Annotated in this window: 17 protein-coding genes and 2 riboswitches; of the genes, 11 read left to right on the top strand and 6 right to left on the bottom strand. The window is 70.2% G+C overall.

Features of this window, described 5'->3' with window-relative positions:
• The 9 genes from Q2100_RS20365 to gcvP form a co-directional block, all read left to right on the top strand.
• Positions 1–614: DUF881 domain-containing protein (locus tag Q2100_RS20365; RefSeq protein ID WP_302915518.1), on the top strand; the 614-nt coding region annotated here is incomplete at its 5' end.
• 25 nt (positions 615–639) lie between these two features.
• Positions 640–972, top strand: coding sequence for a small basic family protein (locus Q2100_RS20360; protein WP_264010840.1), 333 nt, complete (start codon positions 640–642; stop codon positions 970–972).
• A 2-nt stretch (positions 973–974) separates the two neighbouring features.
• Complete coding sequence (locus Q2100_RS20355; protein WP_302915517.1) at positions 975–1,823, top strand: DUF881 domain-containing protein; 849 nt, start codon at positions 975–977, stop codon at positions 1,821–1,823.
• A 31-nt stretch (positions 1,824–1,854) separates the two neighbouring features.
• Complete coding sequence (gene gcvH, locus Q2100_RS20350; RefSeq protein WP_264010838.1) at positions 1,855–2,250, top strand: glycine cleavage system protein GcvH; 396 nt, start codon at positions 1,855–1,857, stop codon at positions 2,248–2,250.
• Between the two features lie 176 nt (positions 2,251–2,426).
• Positions 2,427–2,909: a glycogen accumulation regulator GarA gene (gene garA, locus Q2100_RS20345; RefSeq protein ID WP_264010837.1), complete on the top strand. Its 483-nt coding sequence runs from the start codon at positions 2,427–2,429 to the stop codon at positions 2,907–2,909.
• A 2-nt stretch (positions 2,910–2,911) separates the two neighbouring features.
• Positions 2,912–3,658, top strand: coding sequence for a transcriptional regulator FtsR (gene ftsR, locus Q2100_RS20340; protein ID WP_264010835.1), 747 nt, complete (start codon positions 2,912–2,914; stop codon positions 3,656–3,658).
• Positions 3,659–3,752: 94 nt separating this feature from the next.
• Positions 3,753–4,247 (top strand): bifunctional nuclease family protein, encoded by a 495-nt coding sequence (locus tag Q2100_RS20335; RefSeq protein WP_264010834.1) that lies wholly within the window; start codon positions 3,753–3,755, stop codon positions 4,245–4,247.
• Positions 4,248–4,485: 238 nt separating this feature from the next.
• Entirely contained in the window at positions 4,486–5,109 is a 624-nt protein-coding gene (locus Q2100_RS20330; RefSeq protein WP_264010833.1) for a MerR family transcriptional regulator, read from the top strand.
• A 76-nt stretch (positions 5,110–5,185) separates the two neighbouring features.
• A riboswitch (glycine riboswitch) is annotated at positions 5,186–5,284 on the top strand.
• A riboswitch (glycine riboswitch) is annotated at positions 5,285–5,393 on the top strand.
• A 52-nt stretch (positions 5,394–5,445) separates the two neighbouring features.
• Entirely contained in the window at positions 5,446–8,292 is a 2,847-nt protein-coding gene (gcvP, locus tag Q2100_RS20325; protein WP_302915516.1) for an aminomethyl-transferring glycine dehydrogenase, read from the top strand.
• A gap of 1 nt (position 8,293) precedes the next feature.
• Here the strand turns inward: gcvP and Q2100_RS20320 are convergent, their stop codons facing one another.
• From Q2100_RS20320 to Q2100_RS20295, 6 genes are all read right to left on the bottom strand, one after another.
• Positions 8,294–8,947 carry a LysM peptidoglycan-binding domain-containing protein gene (locus Q2100_RS20320; RefSeq protein ID WP_302915515.1) on the bottom strand — a complete coding sequence of 218 codons (654 nt, stop codon included), beginning with the start codon at positions 8,945–8,947 and terminating at the stop codon, positions 8,294–8,296.
• An 83-nt stretch (positions 8,948–9,030) separates the two neighbouring features.
• Complete coding sequence (locus tag Q2100_RS20315; RefSeq protein ID WP_302915514.1) at positions 9,031–11,355, bottom strand: substrate-binding domain-containing protein; 2,325 nt, start codon at positions 11,353–11,355, stop codon at positions 9,031–9,033.
• A 96-nt stretch (positions 11,356–11,451) separates the two neighbouring features.
• Complete coding sequence (locus Q2100_RS20310) at positions 11,452–13,683, bottom strand: malate synthase G (protein WP_302915513.1); 2,232 nt, start codon at positions 13,681–13,683, stop codon at positions 11,452–11,454.
• Positions 13,684–13,737: 54 nt separating this feature from the next.
• Entirely contained in the window at positions 13,738–14,682 is a 945-nt protein-coding gene (locus Q2100_RS20305) for a 3-methyladenine DNA glycosylase (protein WP_302915512.1), read from the bottom strand.
• Entirely contained in the window at positions 14,675–15,727 is a 1,053-nt protein-coding gene (locus Q2100_RS20300) for a hemolysin family protein (protein WP_302915511.1), read from the bottom strand. Before Q2100_RS20300 ends, Q2100_RS20305 begins: the two co-directional genes overlap by 8 nt.
• Positions 15,727–17,097, bottom strand: a complete 1,371-nt coding sequence (locus Q2100_RS20295; RefSeq protein WP_302915510.1) for a hemolysin family protein — start codon at positions 17,095–17,097, stop codon at positions 15,727–15,729. Before Q2100_RS20295 ends, Q2100_RS20300 begins: the two co-directional genes overlap by 1 nt.
• 327 nt (positions 17,098–17,424) lie before the next feature.
• Here Q2100_RS20295 and Q2100_RS20290 point away from each other — a divergent pair, with 327 nt between their 5' ends.
• Together Q2100_RS20290 and Q2100_RS20285 are read left to right on the top strand one after the other, a co-directional pair.
• Positions 17,425–18,453: an iron ABC transporter substrate-binding protein gene (locus tag Q2100_RS20290; protein ID WP_302915509.1), complete on the top strand. Its 1,029-nt coding sequence runs from the start codon at positions 17,425–17,427 to the stop codon at positions 18,451–18,453.
• Between the two features lie 20 nt (positions 18,454–18,473).
• Positions 18,474–19,231, top strand: a 758-nt coding sequence (locus Q2100_RS20285; protein ID WP_302915508.1) for an ABC transporter permease, incomplete at its 3' end; no start/stop codon positions are given.

The raw sequence follows: 19,231 nt of genomic DNA, 5'->3' as shown, positions 1-19,231 counted from the left end.
TGGCCGGCAGCGTCCGTTCGGCCGAGGCCACAGACGACGGCCTCGCGGCCGAGCGTGACGCGCTCGCCGCACAGGTGGACGCCGACAGGCGCAGCCGGCTCGAGGGCGACGCGCTGGGCCGTCGGCTGCTGGACAACCTGGACGGTGCCACGTTCGCCGCCGCCGCCACCGCGGTGACCGGTCCGGGACTGACGGTGACCGTCACCGATCCGGGCGTGGCCGAGGACCTCAGCGACGTGTCGAAGCAGCGCGTGGCAGGCAGCAGGCAGGTGATCCTCGACCGCGACCTGCAGCTGGTGGTCAACTCGCTGTGGGTGAGCGGCGCCGAGGCGGTCTCGGTGGGTGGGGTGCGCATCGGACCCAACGTCACCGTGCGGCAGGCCGGCGGCGGGATCCTGGTGGACAACCAGCCGATCACCAGCCCGTACACCATCCTCGCGGTGGGGCCGCCGAGCATGACGGAGATCTTCGACCGCACTCCGGGCCTGCAGCGACTGCGGTTGCTCGAAGCCGCCTACGGCGTCGGTGTCGGCGTCGGCACGGCCGACGACCTCGCACTGCCTGCGGGCGCGGTGCGAGATGTCCACTTCGCCAAGCAGATCGGACAGCAGTGAGCACACCGGGGATGAACGGACACACATGATCGGGATCGCGGCACTCGTCATCGGCATCGTGTTGGGCCTGGTGTTCCGGCCGGACGTGCCGGAGTTCGTCGAGCCGTACCTGCCGATCGCCGTGGTGGCCGCACTGGACGCGGTGTTCGGCGGACTGCGGGCCTACCTCGAGCGGATCTTCGACTCGAAGGTGTTCGTGATCTCGTTCGTGTTCAACGTGCTCGTCGCCGCACTCATCGTCTACGTCGGCGACCAGCTGGGCGTCGGCACCCAGTTGTCGACGGCCATCATCGTGGTGCTCGGCATCCGCATCTTCGGCAACGCCGCCGCCTTGCGGCGCAGACTGTTCGGCGCCTGAGCATGAGCACCGATTCCCCTGACGACACGCCCGGCCGCCACGAGGAACCGGCGGAGCACCACGGCCGCCACGAGCTGCCCCCCGACGAGCCGCCCCGGCCCATCGGCGACCTGCGACCCGGCGGCGTCGCGGGCGTGTTCCGGCGCGGTCGCAGCCAGATCGTGTTCGGCACGCTCGCGATCCTGCTGTGCGTGGTGCTCGGTGCGGCGATCGTCACGCAGGTCCGGCAGAACGAGTCCGGCGACTCGCTGGAGACCGCGCGGCCCGCGGACCTGCTGGTGCTGCTGGACTCGCTGCAGCAGCGCGAGGCGGCGCTCAACACCGAAGTCAACGACCTGCGCCGGACGCTGGAGCAACTGCAGGCGTCCGGCAGCAGCGACGCCGCCGCCATCGAGAACGCCCAGGCCCGCCTCGCCGCACTGTCGATCCTGATCGGCACGGTCGCCGCGACCGGCCCGGGCGTGGTGCTCACCATCACCGACACCACACCGGGCGTGCCGGCCGAGACAATGCTCGACGTCATCAACGAGCTGCGCAACGCCGGGGCGGAGGCCATGGAGATCCGCGGCACTCGAGACGGCCAACCGGTCCCGGTGCGGGTGGGGGTGGACACCTGGATGGTGGGCACACCCGGCGCCCTCGACGTCGACGGCGTCACCCTCAATCCGCCGTATTCGGTTCTGGCCATTGGTGATCCGCCGACCCTTGCCGCAGCGATGAACATCCCGGGCGGGGCGATGGACAGCGTGGAACGGGTCGGCGGGACGATGGTGGTACAACAGGCCGAGCGCGTCGACGTCACCGCCTTGCGGCAACCGAAACCCCGCCAATACGCTCAGCCGGTCAAGTGAACCGGCAGAGCACGACCCCTCGAGGAGCAGCGTGAGCGAGATCCCGTCCGACCTGTTGTACACCGAGGAACACGAGTGGGTTCAGCGCACCGGTGACGACACCGTGCGGGTCGGCATCACCGACTACGCCCAGGCCGCGCTCGGCGACGTGGTGTTCGTGCAACTGCCCGATGTCGGCGCCGAGGTGGCCGCGGGCGATTCCTTCGGCGAGGTGGAGTCGACGAAGTCCGTCTCCGACCTCTACGCCCCGGTCACCGCCAAAGTGGTTGCCGTCAACGGTGATCTGGAGGGCACGCCGCAGCTGGTCAACTCCGATCCGTACGGCGAGGGCTGGCTGGTCGATCTGCAGCTGTCGAGCGGATCCGACGACGGCGGCCTCGACGGCCTGCTCGACGCGGACGGCTACCGCGCCACCGTGACCGAGTAGCAGTTGTTAGGGTCGTGCGGACAAGTTCGACCGACCTGACGCGGTGACGGCCCACGACTGGCCGATCCGGCGGTGGTGGGTACAACGAGGCGCACTGCGCGGTACGGTCGACCAAGGACAAATGACGGCCGGAGCACCGGCCGGATGACGCCACAGCAGCCAGTAAGGAGCAGCGGGTGACGGAGAAGGACAGCAGTTCCGGAGCAGATCAGACGTCTGACGAAGTCACTGTCGAGACGACTTCGGTGTTCCGCGCCGACTTCCTCAACGAACTCGATGCACCGGCGAGCGCGAGCGCCGAAGGCTCGGTCTCCGGGGTCGAGGGACTGCCCGTCGGCTCGGCGTTGCTGGTCGTCAAGAGGGGACCCAACGCCGGATCGCGCTTCCTGCTCGACCAGCCGACCACGTCGGCCGGCCGTCACCCCGACAGCGACATCTTCCTCGACGACGTCACGGTCAGCCGCCGTCACGCAGAGTTCCGGCTCGAGTCCGGCGAGTTCCAGGTCGTCGACGTCGGCAGCCTCAACGGCACCTACGTCAACCGCGAACCGGTCGACTCGGCCGTGCTGGCCAACGGCGACGAGGTGCAGATCGGCAAGTTCCGCCTGGTGTTCCTGACCGGCCCCAAGACCGACGACGACAGCGGCCCGGGCAGCTGACCGTGACCGCCCCCGACACCCCCGCGTTCTCCGGGATGTCGATCGGAGCGGTCCTCGATCTGCTGCGACCGGACTTCCCGGACGTGACCATCTCCAAGATCCGGTTCCTCGAGGCCGAGGGTCTGGTCACACCGGAGCGCACCGCGTCGGGCTACCGGCGGTTCACGGCATACGACTGCGCACGGCTGCGGTTCGTGCTGACCGCCCAGCGGGACCAGTACCTGCCCCTGAAGGTGATCAAGGCGCAGCTGGACGCACAACCGGACGGCGAGCTGCCGCAACCCAAGTCGCCCTACGGGGTGCCGCGGCTGGTGCCGGCGGACGGTGACGCCGGGGATACCGCCGACGGCGCGGCGGCGTCGGGGGTGGCACGCACGCAGGTCCGGTTGAGCCGCGAGGACCTGCTCACGCGATCCGGTGTGGCGGAGGAGCTGCTGACCGCACTGGTCAAGAGCGGCGTCATCACCACCGGGCCCGGCGGATTCTTCGACGAGCATTCCGTGGTGATCGCGCAGTGCGCCCGGGCGCTCGCCGAATACGGCGTCGAGCCGCGGCACCTCCGGGCGTTCCGGTCGGCGGCGGACCGCCAGTCCGACCTGATCGCCCAGATCGCGGGTCCCGTCGGCAAAGGCAGTCAGGCCGGAGCCCGTGACCGGGCCGACGACCTCGCCCGCGAGGTGGCGGCCCTGGCGATCACCTTGCACACGTCATTGATCAAGTCGGCCGTACGCGACGTACTGGATCGGTGAGGATTAGACTCGCCGTGACGGCTTTTTCGTCGCGTCCGGGGCCCGCTGGGCCCCGAACGGTTAGCGGCACACCGGGTGCGGAGGGCAGACACTGATGGCTGAGGTACGGGTGGTCGGCATTCGCGTGGAGCAGCCTCAGAACCAGCCGGTGCTGCTGCTGCGCGAATCCAACGGTGACCGGTACCTGCCGATCTGGATCGGCCAGTCCGAAGCCGCCGCGATCGCACTCGAGCAGCAGGGGGTCGAGCCGGCCCGGCCGCTGACCCACGACCTGATCCGCGACCTGATCGCCGCGCTCGGGCACTCACTGCGCGAGGTCCGCATCGTCGACCTGCAGGAGGGCACCTTCTACGCCGACCTCGTCTTCGACCGCGACATCAAGGTGTCGGCGCGGCCGTCGGATTCGGTGGCGATCGCGCTGCGCGTCGGCGTCCCGATCTACGTCGAAGAGGCGGTGCTGGCCGAGGCCGGCCTGCTGATCCCCGACGAGAACGACGAGGAGGCCGCGGGCGCCGTCCGTGAGGACGAGGTGGAGAAGTTCAAGGAGTTCCTGGACAGCGTGTCGCCCGACGACTTCAAGGCGACCTGATTCCGGCCGTGGCTCCGTCGATGGTCACGGATGCGTCTCAACTGGCGACTCCGGCGTCGACACGCGGCGCAGGTGCCCGGCAACGGTGGAGCAGGCCGCCATACTTTGAGGGCGACGGGCAGTCACCGGCCGTCGGAAAGCGTATGCTCGGACACATTCGGACTCGTAGCAGGTGGACTGCAGTGCAGGTCAACGCAGTTTCCCCGCGAGCGGGTTCGGTCGGCGAGAGGATTCCATAGTGGGCGACACGCCACGTCAGGAGCAGCTGGATCTGTCCTCCGGCGAGAGGGCGGCCAACCCGGCCACCGCACCGGTCGGCGAACCCGTCCAGGGCGGCCTGTTCCCCGACGACTCGGTGCCCGACGAACTCGTCGGCTACCGCGGGCCGAGCGCCTGCCAGATCGCCGGCATCACCTACCGGCAGCTGGACTACTGGGCCCGCACCTCGCTGGTGGTGCCCTCCATCCGGGGCGCCGCAGGGTCGGGCAGCCAGCGGCTGTACTCGTTCAAGGACATCCTGGTCCTCAAGATCGTCAAGCGACTGCTGGACACCGGCATCTCGCTGCACAACATCCGGGTGGCCGTCGAGCACCTGCGTCAGCGCGGCGTCAGCGACCTGGCCAACATCACGCTGTTCTCCGACGGCACCACCGTCTACGAGTGCACCTCCGCCGAGGAGGTGGTCGACCTGCTGCAGGGCGGCCAGGGCGTGTTCGGCATCGCCGTCTCCGGCGCGATGCGGGAACTGACCGGCGCGATCGCGGACTTCCCCGGCGAGCGGGCCGACGGCGGCGAGTCGATCGCCGCTCCCGAGGACGAGCTCGCGTCGCGGCGCAAGCACCGCGACCGCAAGATCGGCTGACCGGGACCACATCTGCGCCGCGCGACACGCGGTGCACGGCGACGGCATCGGCCGACCGCTAGACTGGTCGACGCATCGCCCACACGCGGGAGAGATCCGTGGCTGTACGTCACGGGCGCCGAAGGAGCAACACCTCTCCGTCAACCTCTCAGGCACCCAGGACCGCGCGTGACCCCGATGCCTCTGGAAAGTGGTGGACCCACCGGGCACGGCGGCCGTCCACCCGCCCATGGGGAAAGGCGCTCGCGCCGAATCTCTCAGGCACCGACGACAGAGGGAGAGGAACCCGAGCGGTACGCAGCGGTTTCCGCCCTCACGCGTCAGGAGTGCTGACCAGTGGTTGACACCCACCCAACCCGTTTCGCCGACCGGCACATCGGCCCCGATGCCGACGCCGTCGCCACGATGCTCGACACCATCGGTGTGGCGTCGCTGCAGGAACTCGCCGACAAGGCGCTCCCCGCCGACATCATCGACGCGCTGTCGGCCGACGGCGTGGCGCCCGGGCTGGAGCAGCTGCCGCCGCCGGCCTCCGAGCAGGAGGCGCTCGCCGAACTGCGCGCGCTGGCGGACTCGAACACCGTGGCCGTGTCGATGATCGGGCAGGGCTACTTCGACACGCTGACGCCGCCGGTGCTGCGCCGCAACATCCTCGAGAACCCCGCGTGGTACACCGCCTACACCCCCTACCAGCCGGAGATCAGCCAGGGCCGGCTGGAGGCCCTGCTCAACTTCCAGACCATGGTCTGCGACCTGACGGGCCTCGAGGTGTCCAACGCGTCGATGCTCGACGAGGGCACGGCCGCCGCCGAGGCGGTGACGCTGATGCAGCGGGCGGGCAAGAGCAAGTCCCACCGGCTGGCCGTCGACGTGGACGTCTACACCCAGACCGCGGCGGTGCTCGCCACCCGGGCCGCACCGCTTGGCATCGAGATCGTCACTGCGGACCTCCGCGACGGACTGCCCGACGGCGACTTCTTCGGCGTCATCGCCCAGCTGCCCGGCGCGAGCGGGGCGGTGGTGGACTGGTCGGCCCTGGTCACCGAGGCGCACGAACGCGGGGCACTGGTCGCCTTCGGCGCAGACCTGCTCGCGCTGACCCTGATCACCCCGCCCGGCGAGTTCGGCGCCGACGTCGCGTTCGGCACCACCCAGCGGTTCGGCGTGCCGATGGGCTTCGGCGGACCGCACGCCGGCTACCTCGCGGTGCACACCAAGCACGCCCGGCAGCTTCCCGGCCGGCTGGTCGGGGTGTCCGTCGACGCGGACGGCTCGCCGGCGTACCGGCTGGCGCTGCAGACCCGCGAACAGCACATCCGCCGCGACAAGGCCACCAGCAACATCTGCACCGCACAGGTGCTGCTCGCGGTGATCGCCGCGATGTACGCCAGCTATCACGGCCCCGAGGGGCTGACGTCGATCGCGCGACGGGTGCACGGACACGCCCGCGCCGTCGCCACCGGACTGGCCGATGCCGGGGTGGAGGTGGTGCACGACGCCTTCTTCGACACCGTGCTCGCCCGCGTCCCGGGTCGCGCCGCGCAGGTCCGCGACGAGGCCAAGGCGAGCGGCATCAACGTCTGGCAGGTCGACGCCGACCACGTCTCGGTCTCCTGCGACGAGGCCACCACCGCCGAGCACGTCGCGACGGTGCTGTCGGCGTTCGGCGCCGACCGCGGCGGCGCGTCCTTCGCCGGGCCCAAGATCGCCACCCGCACTTCGGAATTCATGACCCATCCGGCGTTCTCGCGGTACCGCACCGAGACCGAGATGATGCGGTACCTGCGGTCGCTGGCCGACAAGGACATCGCCCTGGACCGAAGCATGATCCCGCTCGGGTCGTGCACGATGAAACTCAATGCGGCCGCCGAGATGGAACCCATCACCTGGCCGGAGTTCGCCCGTCAGCACCCGTTCGCCCCCGCCTCGGACACCCCGGGCCTGCGCAGGCTGATCGCCGATCTGCAGGAGTGGTTGACCGGCATCACCGGCTACGACGAGATCTCGCTGCAGCCCAACGCCGGCTCGCAGGGCGAGTACGCCGGACTGCTGGCGATCCAGGCCTACCACCTCAGCCGCGGTGACGCCGAACGCAACATCTGCCTGATCCCATCGAGTGCGCACGGCACCAACGCGGCGTCGGCGGCGCTGGCGGGTATGCGGGTGGCGGTGGTGGCCTGCCGCCCCAACGGTGACGTGGACCTCGACGACCTGCGGGCCAAGGTGGCCGAGCACGCGGAACGCCTTGCGGCGCTGATGATCACCTATCCCTCCACGCACGGGGTGTACGAACACGACGTCGCCGACATCTGCGCTGCCGTGCACGACGCGGGCGGTCAGGTCTACGTCGACGGCGCCAACCTCAACGCGCTGGTGGGTCTGGCGCGCCCGGGCCGGTTCGGCGGCGACGTCAGCCACCTGAACCTGCACAAGACGTTCTGCATCCCGCACGGCGGCGGCGGCCCCGGCGTCGGTCCGGTGGCGGTGCGGTCGCATCTGGCGCCCTACCTGCCCGGCCACCCGCTGGCCGACGAACTCGGTGACGACTACACCGTGTCGGCCGCGCCGTACGGATCGGCGTCGATCCTGCCGATCACCTGGGCCTACATCCGGATGATGGGGGCCGCGGGACTGCGTGCGGCGTCGTTGACGGCGATCGCCTCGGCCAACTACATCGCCCGCCGGCTCGACGAGTACTACCCGGTGCTCTACACCGGCGAGAACGGCATGGTCGCCCACGAGTGCATCCTGGATCTGCGCCCCATCACCAAGCAGACCGGCGTCACCGTCGACGATGTCGCGAAACGATTGGCGGACTACGGTTTCCATGCTCCGACGATGAGCTTCCCGGTGGCCGGCACCCTGATGGTGGAGCCCACCGAGAGTGAGAGCCTGACCGAGGTCGACGCCTTCATCGCGGCCATGATCGCCATCCGCGCGGAGATCGACCGTGTCGGATCGGGGGAGTGGTCGGTCGACGACAACCCGCTGCGCGGCGCACCGCACACCGCGGAGTGCCTGCTGGTGGCGGACTGGGACCACCCGTACACCCGCGAGGAGGCCGCCTACCCGCTCGGCAAGGGTCACCGGCCGAAGGTGTGGCCACCGGTGCGCCGCATCGACGGCGCCTACGGCGACCGCAACCTGGTGTGCTCGTGCCCGCCGGTCGAGGCGTTCGCCTGAGTCAGGGCCACATCGACGGGAAGTGCACGACCTGCCCGACCTCGACATGGTCGGGATCGGTGATCAGGTTGGCCGCGGCGGTCAGCTTCACCGCGGTCAGCGTGCGGTCCGCGCCGTAGTCGCCGTACTCGTCGGTGGCCAGCCGCCACAGGGTGTCGCCGCGGACCACGCTGCGGCGCCGGTTCATCCGCGGCCGGGTCAGCAGGGTCCCGGGCGGGTGGACGGAGCCGCCCAGCCGGTTGGCGATCGCGATGATCGTCCAGAACGTCGGGACGCCGTACCAGTCGTCCGCGAGGGTCTCCAGGGTTTCCCCCTCGGCCATCGTGTGGTGCCCGGCGTCGGCCAGGTCCGGCACCACCAGCCACTCGCCGACCTCGAGCGGACGCTGCGCGGCCCCGCTGGCGATCTCGTAGACCCCGCTCATCGCCACGTCGTGGTAGAAGCGCCGCGCCAGATCGGCCTTCCTGTCACCGGCGCGGACCTGGTAGCGGTACGTGACGTAGGGGATCGCCAACTCCTGGCCGACGACGATGTCGTCGGGGTCGGCAAGGTCGTTGGCCACCGCGATCACCCTGTGACGGCGGCCGTCACCGTAGAACTGTTCGGCGATGCCCCACAGGGTGTCGCCTGCCTTGACGGAATATTTGTTGCCCATGCGCTCAGGGTCGGCGCGCCGGAGCGCTCTGGCACGAGTAGTGCGCTACCCGAGTCACCGGCGTCACCCGGTGTCGCCGGGGCTCAGCCGAGGAAGCGGGTGATTGCGCCGGTCAGGTCGGGGGAACTGGAGGTGCCCAGGTTCTGGTAGGTGCCGCGGGTGGTCTGCGCGACGGCCTCCCAGGTGGCCTGATCGGAGTCGGAGCCGAAGTCGATGACGTTCACCGCCACCGGACGCGCGGGGTCGAAGGCCTCCCGGACGAACGCCTGAAGGCCTGCCCCGTCCAGCGACTGGTCCGTGTGCGGGCCCTCGGTGATCACCAGCACCGAATTGGGTTGTCCCGGCCGGAAGTTCGCGAGCGCCTCGTTGTAGACCAGACGCAGCGTGGTGAACGAGACGGCGCCGCCCGACGTCGACGCCAACGAATCCAGTGTCGTCGTCAGGGTCTGCGAACGCGGTGTGCCTCCGACGGGCTCCGACAGCGGGCCCATCGGCACCCGCGAGGAGCCGGCTGCGCCGTCGAAGGTCCACAGTCCGACGGCCGCGGTCGGCGGCAGCGCGTCGATGCGGGGTATCAGGGCGTTGACGACGTTGCCCATCCGCGAGTTGTTGCCCTCGGCGGCCGGCATCGACTGGTCGAGCATGATCGTGACCGCTGAACCCTTCGCAGGTGCGGTCAACGCGTCGGCCATGGTGGCGCGCATCGCGCTGTCGCCGATGGACAGCGGCGCCGACACCGGCGCGAACGCCGTGACGTCGCTGGCAGGCGGGGTGGCGCCTTCGGCGCGGAAGCCGGCCTTGGCCAGTTCGGCGAGCCCTTCGGGTTTGCGCATGAAGCGGGCGAACTCACTGGCGGCCGCGACCTGCTCCTTGGACAGCCAGTCGCCGGACAGCAGGACGGTGGGGTAGTCGGCGGTGGCCGTCGGGCCGGGCGGCAGCCAGGAAGCCAGCGAGTTCTTCGCATTGGGCAGCGACGCGCCGCGCTGGAACAGCTGCTGCTCGGTGACCGCGACCGCATGCACCGGGGCCGTCGCCGGGTCGGGCGCCCTCACCAGCGCGTCGATCGCCGTACCCGCTTTGTCGTCGGCCAGTTTCGGCTGGCCTGCCAGCAGCGTGTTGACCGCGGACATCCCGCCACTCGCCGGTGCGCCCGGCGGGGCCGACGCGGCGGCGACCGCCTCGGCGGCGAGGTAGGACGCGTCGCTGTCACCGCTGCGCGGAAGCGCCAGCTTCAGCGAACCCCACCCGGGCAGGTTGAGCCCGTCGAGACCGGTCGGGTTGGTCTGCAGCCTGGGCAGGGTCGACCAGTTCTGCTGTCCGAGGGCGGCTCTCATCTGCGGACGGACGGCCAGCAGCACCGGCGAGGTGACCAGGGACCGGCTGTCGTCGATGGTCTGCGGCCCGGAAGCGGCCTCGAGGCGTGCCGCGGAGATGCTGCTGGCGGGGACCCACAGCGCGGGCCGTTCACCGAGATCGGCCGGCCAGTCCCCGGTGAACCCGTTGACCACCTGATCCGATCCTGCGGGCTTGACACCGATCTTCACGCAGCGGTCGCCGACCGGGCTCGCCGTCTCGTTGTATCCGTTGGCCAGTGTCTCGATCTGCGGTGCGATGGACGGGTCGGCCAGCACGGCCACGGTGAGTTCACCGTCGACGCAGCGCGCGGCAGCGACGTCGCTGCGGTCGGACAGCGCATCACCGAAGAAGCGCCACAGGATGACGGCGGCCACCACCACGACGACGGTCACCAGGGCGGCGATCACGCCGACGCTGACACCGCGCCGCCCGGACGCGACGGCGCGGTGGCTGCCGGTCCATTCCCCGCCGTCCCAGTCACCGCTGTGCTGGGGGCCTGCCGGTGTGGACGGCGGCGGGCCGCCGGGCCCGTAGTCGTCGTCGTAGTCGTCGTCGACGTCGTCATCGGGGTGGTCATCGGGGTGGTCATCGCCGCGGAAGCCGCCGTATTCGTCGCGGCGGCGGTCACGGGACGCGCCGAATCCGTGGTCCGGCTGATCGTGCTCGGGATCGCGGTAGTCGGAGTCGCGGTAGCCGGAGTCCCGGAAGCCGGGAGCCCGGTGGCCGGGATCGCCGTAGCCGGCGTCCCGGTAGTCGGTATCCCGCCCGTTTGCGTCCGAGTACTCGGTGCGGCGGTGCGCGGTCGTCGGGAAGTCGTCGGCCGGATAGTCGTCCGCGTCGTGATCCGGGTCCTGGTCCGGGTAGCCCGGATCCTGGCCGCGCCGGTCCCCGTACTCCGGTCGCCGGTACTCCGCGGGCGGCCCGGGTTCGCCGTGGCCGCGCCCCGGACGCGGATGCGGTGTTCCCGGATCCTCGGCGGAAGTTCCGTTCTGCGGCGGGATTTCCGGTTCGTCCGCGGAGTCCTCGGGATCCGGAATGCTGTGCCTACCCATTCCTGCTCCCGTGTTCGTCTCGTCGACCGGTCATTTTCGACCGGTCATCAATGCAACGCCGAAGTCTAGTCAACGCCGATGACCCCGGATGCCGGGTCAGCTGCGGGCGCCCGAAGCGGCCTTGAACTCGCGCCGGCGGCGATGCAGGATCGGCTCGGTGTAGCCGTTGGGCTGCGCGGTGCCGGACAGGATGAGCTCCTGGGCCGCCTGGAACGCCACGCTGCCCTCCGGGTCGGTCGCCATCGGCAGGTACTTCTCGTCGCCCGCGTTCTGCTCGTCCACCACCGCGGCCATCCGGCGCAGGCTGGTCTTCACGTCGTCCTCGGTGATCACGCCGTGCCGCAGCCAGTTCGACAGCAGCTGGCTGGAGATCCGCAGCGTGGCACGGTCCTCCATCAGCGCCACGTTGTGGATGTCGGGCACCTTCGACGAGCCCACTCCCTGGTCGATCCAGCGCACCACGTAGCCAAGGATCGACTGGCAGTTGTTGTCGACCTCCTCGCGGATCTCCTCGGGCGCCCACGCCAGCTCCTTGGCCAGCGGGATGGTCAGCAGATCGGCCAGGCTCGCGCGCTGCTTGCCCGCCAGTTCCTGCTGCACGGCTGCCACGTCCACCTGGTGGTAGTGCATCGCGTGCAGCGTCGCCGCGGTCGGCGACGGCACCCACGCGGTGGTGGCGCCGGCCTTGGGCTGCCCGATCTTCTGCTCGACCATGTCGCCCATCAGATCGGTCATCGCCCACATGCCCTTGCCGATCTGGGCGCGGCCCACGAAGCCCGCGGCCAGGCCGATGTCGACGTTGTTGTCCTCGTAGGCCTTGATCCACGGCTGACTCTTCATCGACGCCTTGCGGATCATCGGGCCGGCCTCCATCGAGGTGTGGATCTCGTCGCCGGTGCGGTCCAGGAAGCCGGTGTTGATGAACACCACCCGGTCGGCGGCGGCCTTGATGCAGGCCTTGAGGTTGACCGTGGTGCGCCGCTCCTCGTCCATGATCCCGACCTTGAGCGTGTTCTGCGGCAGGCCCAGCACATCCTCGACCCGGCTGAACAGCTCGACGGTGTAGGCGACCTCGTCGGGTCCGTGCATCTTCGGCTTGACGATGTAGACCGACCCGGTGCGGCTGTTGGCCAGCGGACCGTTGCCGCCTCCGGCGCGCAGTCCGTGGACCGCTGCCAGGCTGGTGAACAGGGCGTCCTGAACGCCTTCGTAGACCTCGTTGCCCTGGGCGTCCACGATCGCGTCGTTCGTCATCAGGTGGCCGACGTTGCGCACGAACAGCAGGCTGCGGCCGGGCACTGTGAGCTCGCCATCGCCGTCCGGGGTGGTGTACGTGCGGTCCTCGTTGAGCACCCGGGTGAAGCTCTTGCCGTCCTTGCTGACCGGAGCCGAGAGGTCACCCCGCATCAGTCCCAGCCAGTTGCGGTAGGCGGCCGTCTTGTCGTCGGCGTCGACCGCGGCGACGGCGTCCTCGAAGTCGATGATCGTGGTGACCGCGGACTCCAGCACGACGTCCTTGATGCCCGCGGTGTCGGTGGAACCGATCGGGGAGTCGGGATCGATCAGGACCTCGATGTGCAGGCCGTGGTGGCGCAGCAGGAACGACCACTGCGGCGACCCGAAGTCGCCGGTGTAGCCGACGAACTGTCCGGGGTCGGCCAGGCCGACCGACGAGCGCTCGCGCGAGGAGTCATCCGCGCTGGATTCGCCGTCGCCGAGCTCGGCCAGCAGCTGCCCGTCGTCGATCTTGAAGCCGGTCGGATCCGACCAGGAACCCGTCGCCAGCGGCACGCTCTCGTCGAGGAACCGGCGGGCGTAGGCGATGACCTTGTCGCCACGCACCCGGTTGTAGCCGCTGCCCTGTTCGGCGCCGTCCTCCTCGGAGATGACGTCGGTGCCGTACAGCGCGTCGTACAGAGAACCCCAGCGGGCGTTGGCGGCGTTGAGGGCGAACCGGGCGTTGGTGACCGGCACGACCAGCTGCGGACCCGCGGTCGAGGTGATCTCCGCGTCCACGTTCTCGGTGGTGATGGTGAAGTCACCCGGATCGCCGGCGAGGTAGCCGATGTCGGTGAGGAACTGCTGGTACTCGTCGGCGTCGAGCGGGCCGATCGCACGCTGGCGGTGCCACTTGTCGATCTGCGCCTGCAGGTCGTCACGGCGGGCCAGCAGCTCGGTGTTCCGTGGAGTGAGGTCGGCGACCACCTTGTCGACGCCCGACCAGAAGCTGTCCGGGTCGATGTCGGTGCCGGGCAGCGCCTCGTCGTTGACGAAGTCGTACAGCACCCGGGCCACGCGCAGATTTCCCACCTCGACGCGATCGGTCATCGTTTCCTCCTCGCTCACCGGCACGTCCGCTGACGCGACGCGCGTTGACTCACCTTACCCACCGGTAACGTCGGCCCCCGCGCCGCGCGCCGCCGTGCGCAGCAGGTCACATCTGCCGGCGAGGGTGGCTCGCAGCGGTGCGGCCCGCTCCGCGATCTCCTGCTGGGCGCGCACGTACTCCGCCCGACCCGCCGGTGTCTCGACGGCGATCGGGTCGAATCCGTACCCGCTGAGGTCGTACGGGCTGGCCCGCATGTCCAGCTCCCGCGCGTCGGCGGCCAGCTCGAGACAATCCATCACCAGCTCGGAGGACACCAACGGTCCCAGCTTGTAGGCCCATTTGTAGCAATCCATCGCGGCGTGGACACAACCCGGTTGCTCGGTGGCGATCTGGCGGTCGCGGGTGAGGCGTTCGGCGTTGCGGCCCGCGGCAGCATCGGTGAAGAACCGGAAAGCGTCGAAATGGCTGCAGCGCAACGGCATCGACTCGACCACCGCGTCGGTGCCCGTCGGGCCGAGGCGCAGCGGCACCTGCGCGTGGCGGACCTCGGGGGCGCGGTACACCATCGCCCACTCGTGCAGCCCGAAGCAGTTCATCCGGGGTGCCCGCCGGGCGGTCGCCGTCAGCAGGTCGGCGATGAACCCGACGGTGTCGGCCCGTCCGGCCAGGTACTCCGTGCTGACGGTGACACCCTGCGGCGTGTGGTGATAGCCGGCGATGTCCAGGTGGCGCGCGGCGGACTCGCCCGCGAGCACCACCCCGAAGCCCGGGTGCCAGCGGCGCAGCAGACGCGGCCGCAGGTTGTAGTAGGTGAACAGGAAGTCCCACACCGGATGCGCCCGGCCGGCGCGCCGGCGGGCCAGATGCGGCGCGCAGAACGCGTCGACGCGCTCCCGGTGAGCGGATTCGCGTGCCTGCCAATCGGATTCGGAGAGGACGGCGGTCCCGGCGCGCAGTGGCACGTCAGCCGCCTTCGCGCGCAGCGCGACATCAGACACGGTGGGTGCCGTCCCGCACCGTCCCCACGAGGTCCTCGACCAGGTCCTCCAGCGCCACCATCGCCGTCACCGTGCCGTCGGTGGTGACCAGGGCAAGGTGGCTGTTGTCGCGCCGCAGCCGGGTCAGGGCATCGGGCAGCGGAAGCGACGCGGGCAGCGTGAGCAGCGGGCGCACCAGCGAGCGGTCCAGCACCGCCTCCGGGTCGTGCACCAGCGGCAGCACGTCCTTGATGTGCAGATAGCCGACGTACTCGCCGGACGGACCCGCGACGGGGAAGCGTGAGTAGCCGGTCTCGGCGAGTGCCCGTTCGACCGCGCCCACGGTCGGGCCGGAGTCCGCGGCTGTGGCGGACACGGTGTGGATCTCGCTGAGCGGCATCGCCACGTCGCGGACCACGCGGTTGCGGATCTGCAGCGCGCGGGTCAGCCGGGTGTGCTCCTCGGTGTCGAGCAGACCCTCGGACACCGACTCGGCGATCATCTCCGAGAGCTCCACCGTGGACACCGCCACCGCCAGCTCGTCCTTCGGCTCCACCCCGAATGCCCGCAGCGTGCTGTTGGCGCACCAGTTGTAGAACGCGATGAACGGCCGAGCCGCCCGGATGTAGATCAGGTAGACCGGGATCAGCAGCATCGCCGTGGATTCCGGGCCCGCGATGGCGATGTTCTTCGGGACCATCTCACCGAGCAGGACGTGCAGCGTCACCACGATGCCGAGTGCCACCACGAACGACACGGTGTGCAGCACCGCGTCGGGGATGCCGACGAGCCCGAACGGCTTCTCCAGCAGGTGAGCCACCGCGGGCTCGCCCACCCGGCCGAGCAGGATCGAGCACACGGTGATGCCCAACTGGGAGCCGGCCAGCATCAGCGACAGGTTCTCACCGGCCCGGATGACGGTGACGGCGCTGCTCTTGCCCTGTTCCACCAGCGCCTCGAGCCGGTCGCGGCGCGCGGAGATCAGCGCGAACTCCGAGCCGACGAAGAACGCGTTGGCCGCCAGCAGCAGCACGGTCAGCAGCACGCCGAAGAGGTCGCCGCCCATCAGTCGTCCCGCTCCTCGTCCTCGATCTCGCCGCGTCGGCCCAGCTCGGTCAGCTCGAGCTGATCGATGCGCCTGCCGTCCATCTGCACCACGGTCGCCAGCCAGTGCACCGGGTCGTCCAGGACGGTGTCCGGGTCGAAGGCGGTGAGCTCGACGGTCTCCCCGGGTTCGGGGATGTGGCCGAGTTCCTCCAGCACCAGTCCGCCGATCGTCTCGTATTCGCCTTCGGGCGCCCGGAATCCGGTCTCGGTGGCCACCTCGTCGATCCGCAGCAGGCCCGACACCTTCCAGCCGCCACCGGCGGGCTGCACGTCGGGGGTCGCGTCGTCGTGCTCGTCGCGCACGTCGCCGACGATCTCCTCGATGAGGTCCTCGACGGTGACCATGCCCGCGGTGCCGCCGTACTCGTCGACGACCAGGGCGGTCTGCAGGCCGTTGGCGCGGATCTGGGTCATCACCGCGTCGCCGTCGAGCGTCGACGGCACGGTGGCCACAGGCAGCGCCAAGGTCGCCAGCTTGGTGCTCGCCCGCTCGTCGTGCGGTATCGCGAACACCTGCTTGACGTGCACCATTCCGATCGTCGAGTCGAGGTCGCCCTCCACGATCGGGAAGCGCGAGTAGCCGGTGCCGATCGCCGCCTCGATGAGGTCGGCCACGGTGTCGTCGGCCTGCATCGCCTCGATCTCGGTGCGCGGGGTCATCAGCTCCTCGGCGGTGCGCTCGCCGAACTGCAGCGACCGGTCCATCAGCACCGCGGTGACCGGGTCCAGTGATCCGCTGCGCGCCGAGTTGCGCACCAGTGAGATCAGTTCCTGCGCCGAGCGGGCCGAGCGGAGTTCCTCGGCGGGCTCGATGCCGAGGCGGCGCAGGATCCAGTTGGCGGTGCCGTTGGTCATCCGGATGAGCGGGGTGGCCAGCATCGAGAACAGCAGTTGCGGCGGCGCCGACGCGCGCGCGGTCGGCACGGGCAGCGCCACGGCCAGGTTCTTGGGCACCAGTTCGCCGAAGATCATCGACACCGAGGTGGCGATCAGGATGGCCAGCACCAGGGCCAACCCGCTTGCGACGTTGGCGGGCAGGCCGAGGGCGTCAAGGCCGGGTTGCAGCAGCCGCGCGACGACGGGTTCGGCGAGGTAGCCGGTGGCCAGCGTGGTGATGGAGATGCCGACCTGCGCCCCGGACAGCTGAAACGACAGCGTGCGGTGCGCCCGGCGGACCATGTGGTCGCGGCGGTCCCCGTCGCGGGCATTGGCCTCGACGGTGCTGCGCTCCAGCGCGGTGAGCGAGAACTCCGCCGCCACGAACACGGCGGTGCCTGCGGTCAGCACGATGATGGCCAGCACCGACAGGAGCGAAAGCGTGACGCTCACTTCATTCTCCCCGCGGGGGCGCCGGGCACGAGGCCCGGCCGACTAGGGGAGGGTTCCGCGTCGGACTGCTCCGGGGACGGCTGCTCGGCCCGGCAGGCCCGTTCGGTACCGGGGCCATCGGCGGGTGCCTGCGGCACGTAGTCCCTTCCTCGTTCGGCGAATGAGAATCCAATGGTAACCGGTGCGCTGTGCGGCCCGCGCGCTCGTGGTGACCAGCCGGCGGCCCGTCGCCAGAGCTGAGCCTGTCCTCAGTCGCTCGGTGATAAGTTGCCAGAGCCGGGTCGGTTCACAGCGGCCTCACAGTGCACGACGAAAGCGGGTCGATCCATGCGTTTCGCCTTGTCACGCCTCACGGCCGCGGTGTGCGCCGCCGCCACCGTGCTGTCCCTGACCTCGTGCGGCGGCTCGGATTCCGTCGACGCAAGTGAGTCGCTGGTGGTGTACTCGGGCCGCAGTGAGGAGCTCGTCGGGCCGCTGCTGGAGAAGTTCAAGGCCGAGACGGGGCTCAACGTCGAGGCGCGCTACGCCAGTTCCGGGGAGATGGCCGCCCAGCTGATCACCGAGGGCGACAAGTCGCCCGCCGACGTGTTCCTGTCCCAGGACGCCGGGGCGCTCGGGGCGGTCGCCAAGGCCGGGCTGTTCGCCCAGATCGACACCGCGACACTGGAAGCCGTGCCGGCCAATTATTCGGCGGCCGACGGCAGCTGGGTCGGCGTGTCCGGTCGTGCGCGGGTGGTGGTGTTCAATCCGCGGCTCGCACCGAATCCGCCCGACACCGTCGACGGCGTGCTGGCGCCGGAGTGGAAGGACAAGATCGGGTTCGCACCGAGCAACGCGTCGTGGCAGTCGTTCGTCACCGGTCTGCGGGTGGTACGCGGCGATGCGGGAGCCGAGCAGTGGCTGCGCGCGTTCAAGGCGCAGAACCCGAAGGCCTACGAGAACAACGTCGCGGTCCGCGATGCCGTCGACAAGGGTGAGGTCGCGCTCGGTCTGGTGAATCACTACTACCTCTACGAGCTGATCGACGCCAAGGGCGGGGACGCGGTGACCGCGCAGAACAAGTTCATGGCGCCGGGCGACCCGGGTGGCCTGGTCAACGTCGCCGGCGTCGGCGTCCTCAAGTCGGCACCGAATCCTGCTGGGGCGCAACGATTTGCGGCCTACCTGGTGGGCAAGACCGCCCAGGAGTACTTCGCCGGCGAGACCAAGGAGTACCCGCTGGTCGCCGGCGTCGCCACTGCCGAGGGCATGCCGCCACTGGCCGATCTGCAGCCTCCCGCGGTGGACCTGTCCCAGCTCGACGACCTCGAGGCGACCCAGGAGATGCTGGTCGCAACCGGGTTGCTGACGAACTGATCCGGGTGCGGCGAGCCAGGGTGCGCCGTCGGCCGCCCGCGCTGCTGCTCGGCGCCGCCGCGGGTGTCTCGGCGGCCACACTGCTGCCGTTGTACTACCTCGGCGACCGCGCGCTGGCCCGCGGGTGGGCGTTCGTCGCCGACGAACTCGCCCAGCAGCGGACGGCCGCCCTGGTCGGCCGGTCACTGCTGCTGGTGGTCGTGGTGACCGCGGGATGCGTGGTGCTCGGCGTGGGGTTCGCGGTGCTGCTCACCCGCACCGACGTGCCGTTCCGGCGGTTCTTCGGCGTCGTCCTGGCCCTGCCGCTGGCGATTCCGAGTTACCTGCTGGCGTTCCTGTGGCTGTCGGCGCAGCCCGCGGTGGCCGGCTTCTGGGGCGCGTGCCTGGTGCTCACCCTCGGCTGCTATCCGTACGTGTTGCTGACCACCACGGCGGCCCTGAACCGGATGGACCCCGCCCACGAGGAGGTGGCCCGCTCGCTCGGGCTGTCCGGCCTCGCCGTGCTGTTCCGGGTGACGCTGCGGCGGGTACGCGCCGCCGTCGCGGCAGGCGCGCTGCTGGTGGCGCTGTATGTGATCAGCGACTTCGGTGCCGTCGCCGCCATGCGCTACGAGGTGTTCACGTGGGTGATCTACGGCGCGTACCGCTCGGGGTTCAACCCGTCGCGGGCCGCCGTGCTGTCGCTGGTGCTGATGGTGTTCGCGCTCGCGCTGGTGATGCTCGAAGGCCGGGCACGCGGCCGGGCGGCGGCTTACCGGGTCGGCGGCGGCTCGGCGCG

The organism is Mycolicibacterium arseniciresistens (assembly GCF_030519285.1).
Classification (GTDB): Bacteria; Actinomycetota; Actinomycetes; order Mycobacteriales; family Mycobacteriaceae; genus Mycobacterium; species Mycobacterium arseniciresistens.
Note: the sequence above shows the minus strand (reverse complement) of the source record. Positions and strands in the feature narration are given on the sequence as shown.

Bases quoted from the DNA above. Each gene is read 5' to 3' on its own strand.
- Q2100_RS20360 (WP_264010840.1), top strand. From the start codon at position 640: ATGATCGGGATCGCGGCACTCGTCATCGGCATCGTGTTGGGCCTGGTG.
- Q2100_RS20355 (WP_302915517.1), top strand. From the start codon at position 975: ATGAGCACCGATTCCCCTGACGACACGCCCGGCCGCCACGAGGAACCG.
- Q2100_RS20335 (WP_264010834.1), top strand. From the start codon at position 3,753: ATGGCTGAGGTACGGGTGGTCGGCATTCGCGTGGAGCAGCCTCAGAAC.
- Q2100_RS20320 (WP_302915515.1), bottom strand. From the start codon at position 8,947: ATGGGCAACAAATATTCCGTCAAGGCAGGCGACACCCTGTGGGGCATC.
- Q2100_RS20315 (WP_302915514.1), bottom strand. From the start codon at position 11,355: ATGGGTAGGCACAGCATTCCGGATCCCGAGGACTCCGCGGACGAACCG.
- Q2100_RS20310 (WP_302915513.1), bottom strand. From the start codon at position 13,683: ATGACCGATCGCGTCGAGGTGGGAAATCTGCGCGTGGCCCGGGTGCTG.
- Q2100_RS20300 (WP_302915511.1), bottom strand. From the start codon at position 15,727: ATGGGCGGCGACCTCTTCGGCGTGCTGCTGACCGTGCTGCTGCTGGCG.
- Q2100_RS20290 (WP_302915509.1), top strand. From the start codon at position 17,425: ATGCGTTTCGCCTTGTCACGCCTCACGGCCGCGGTGTGCGCCGCCGCC.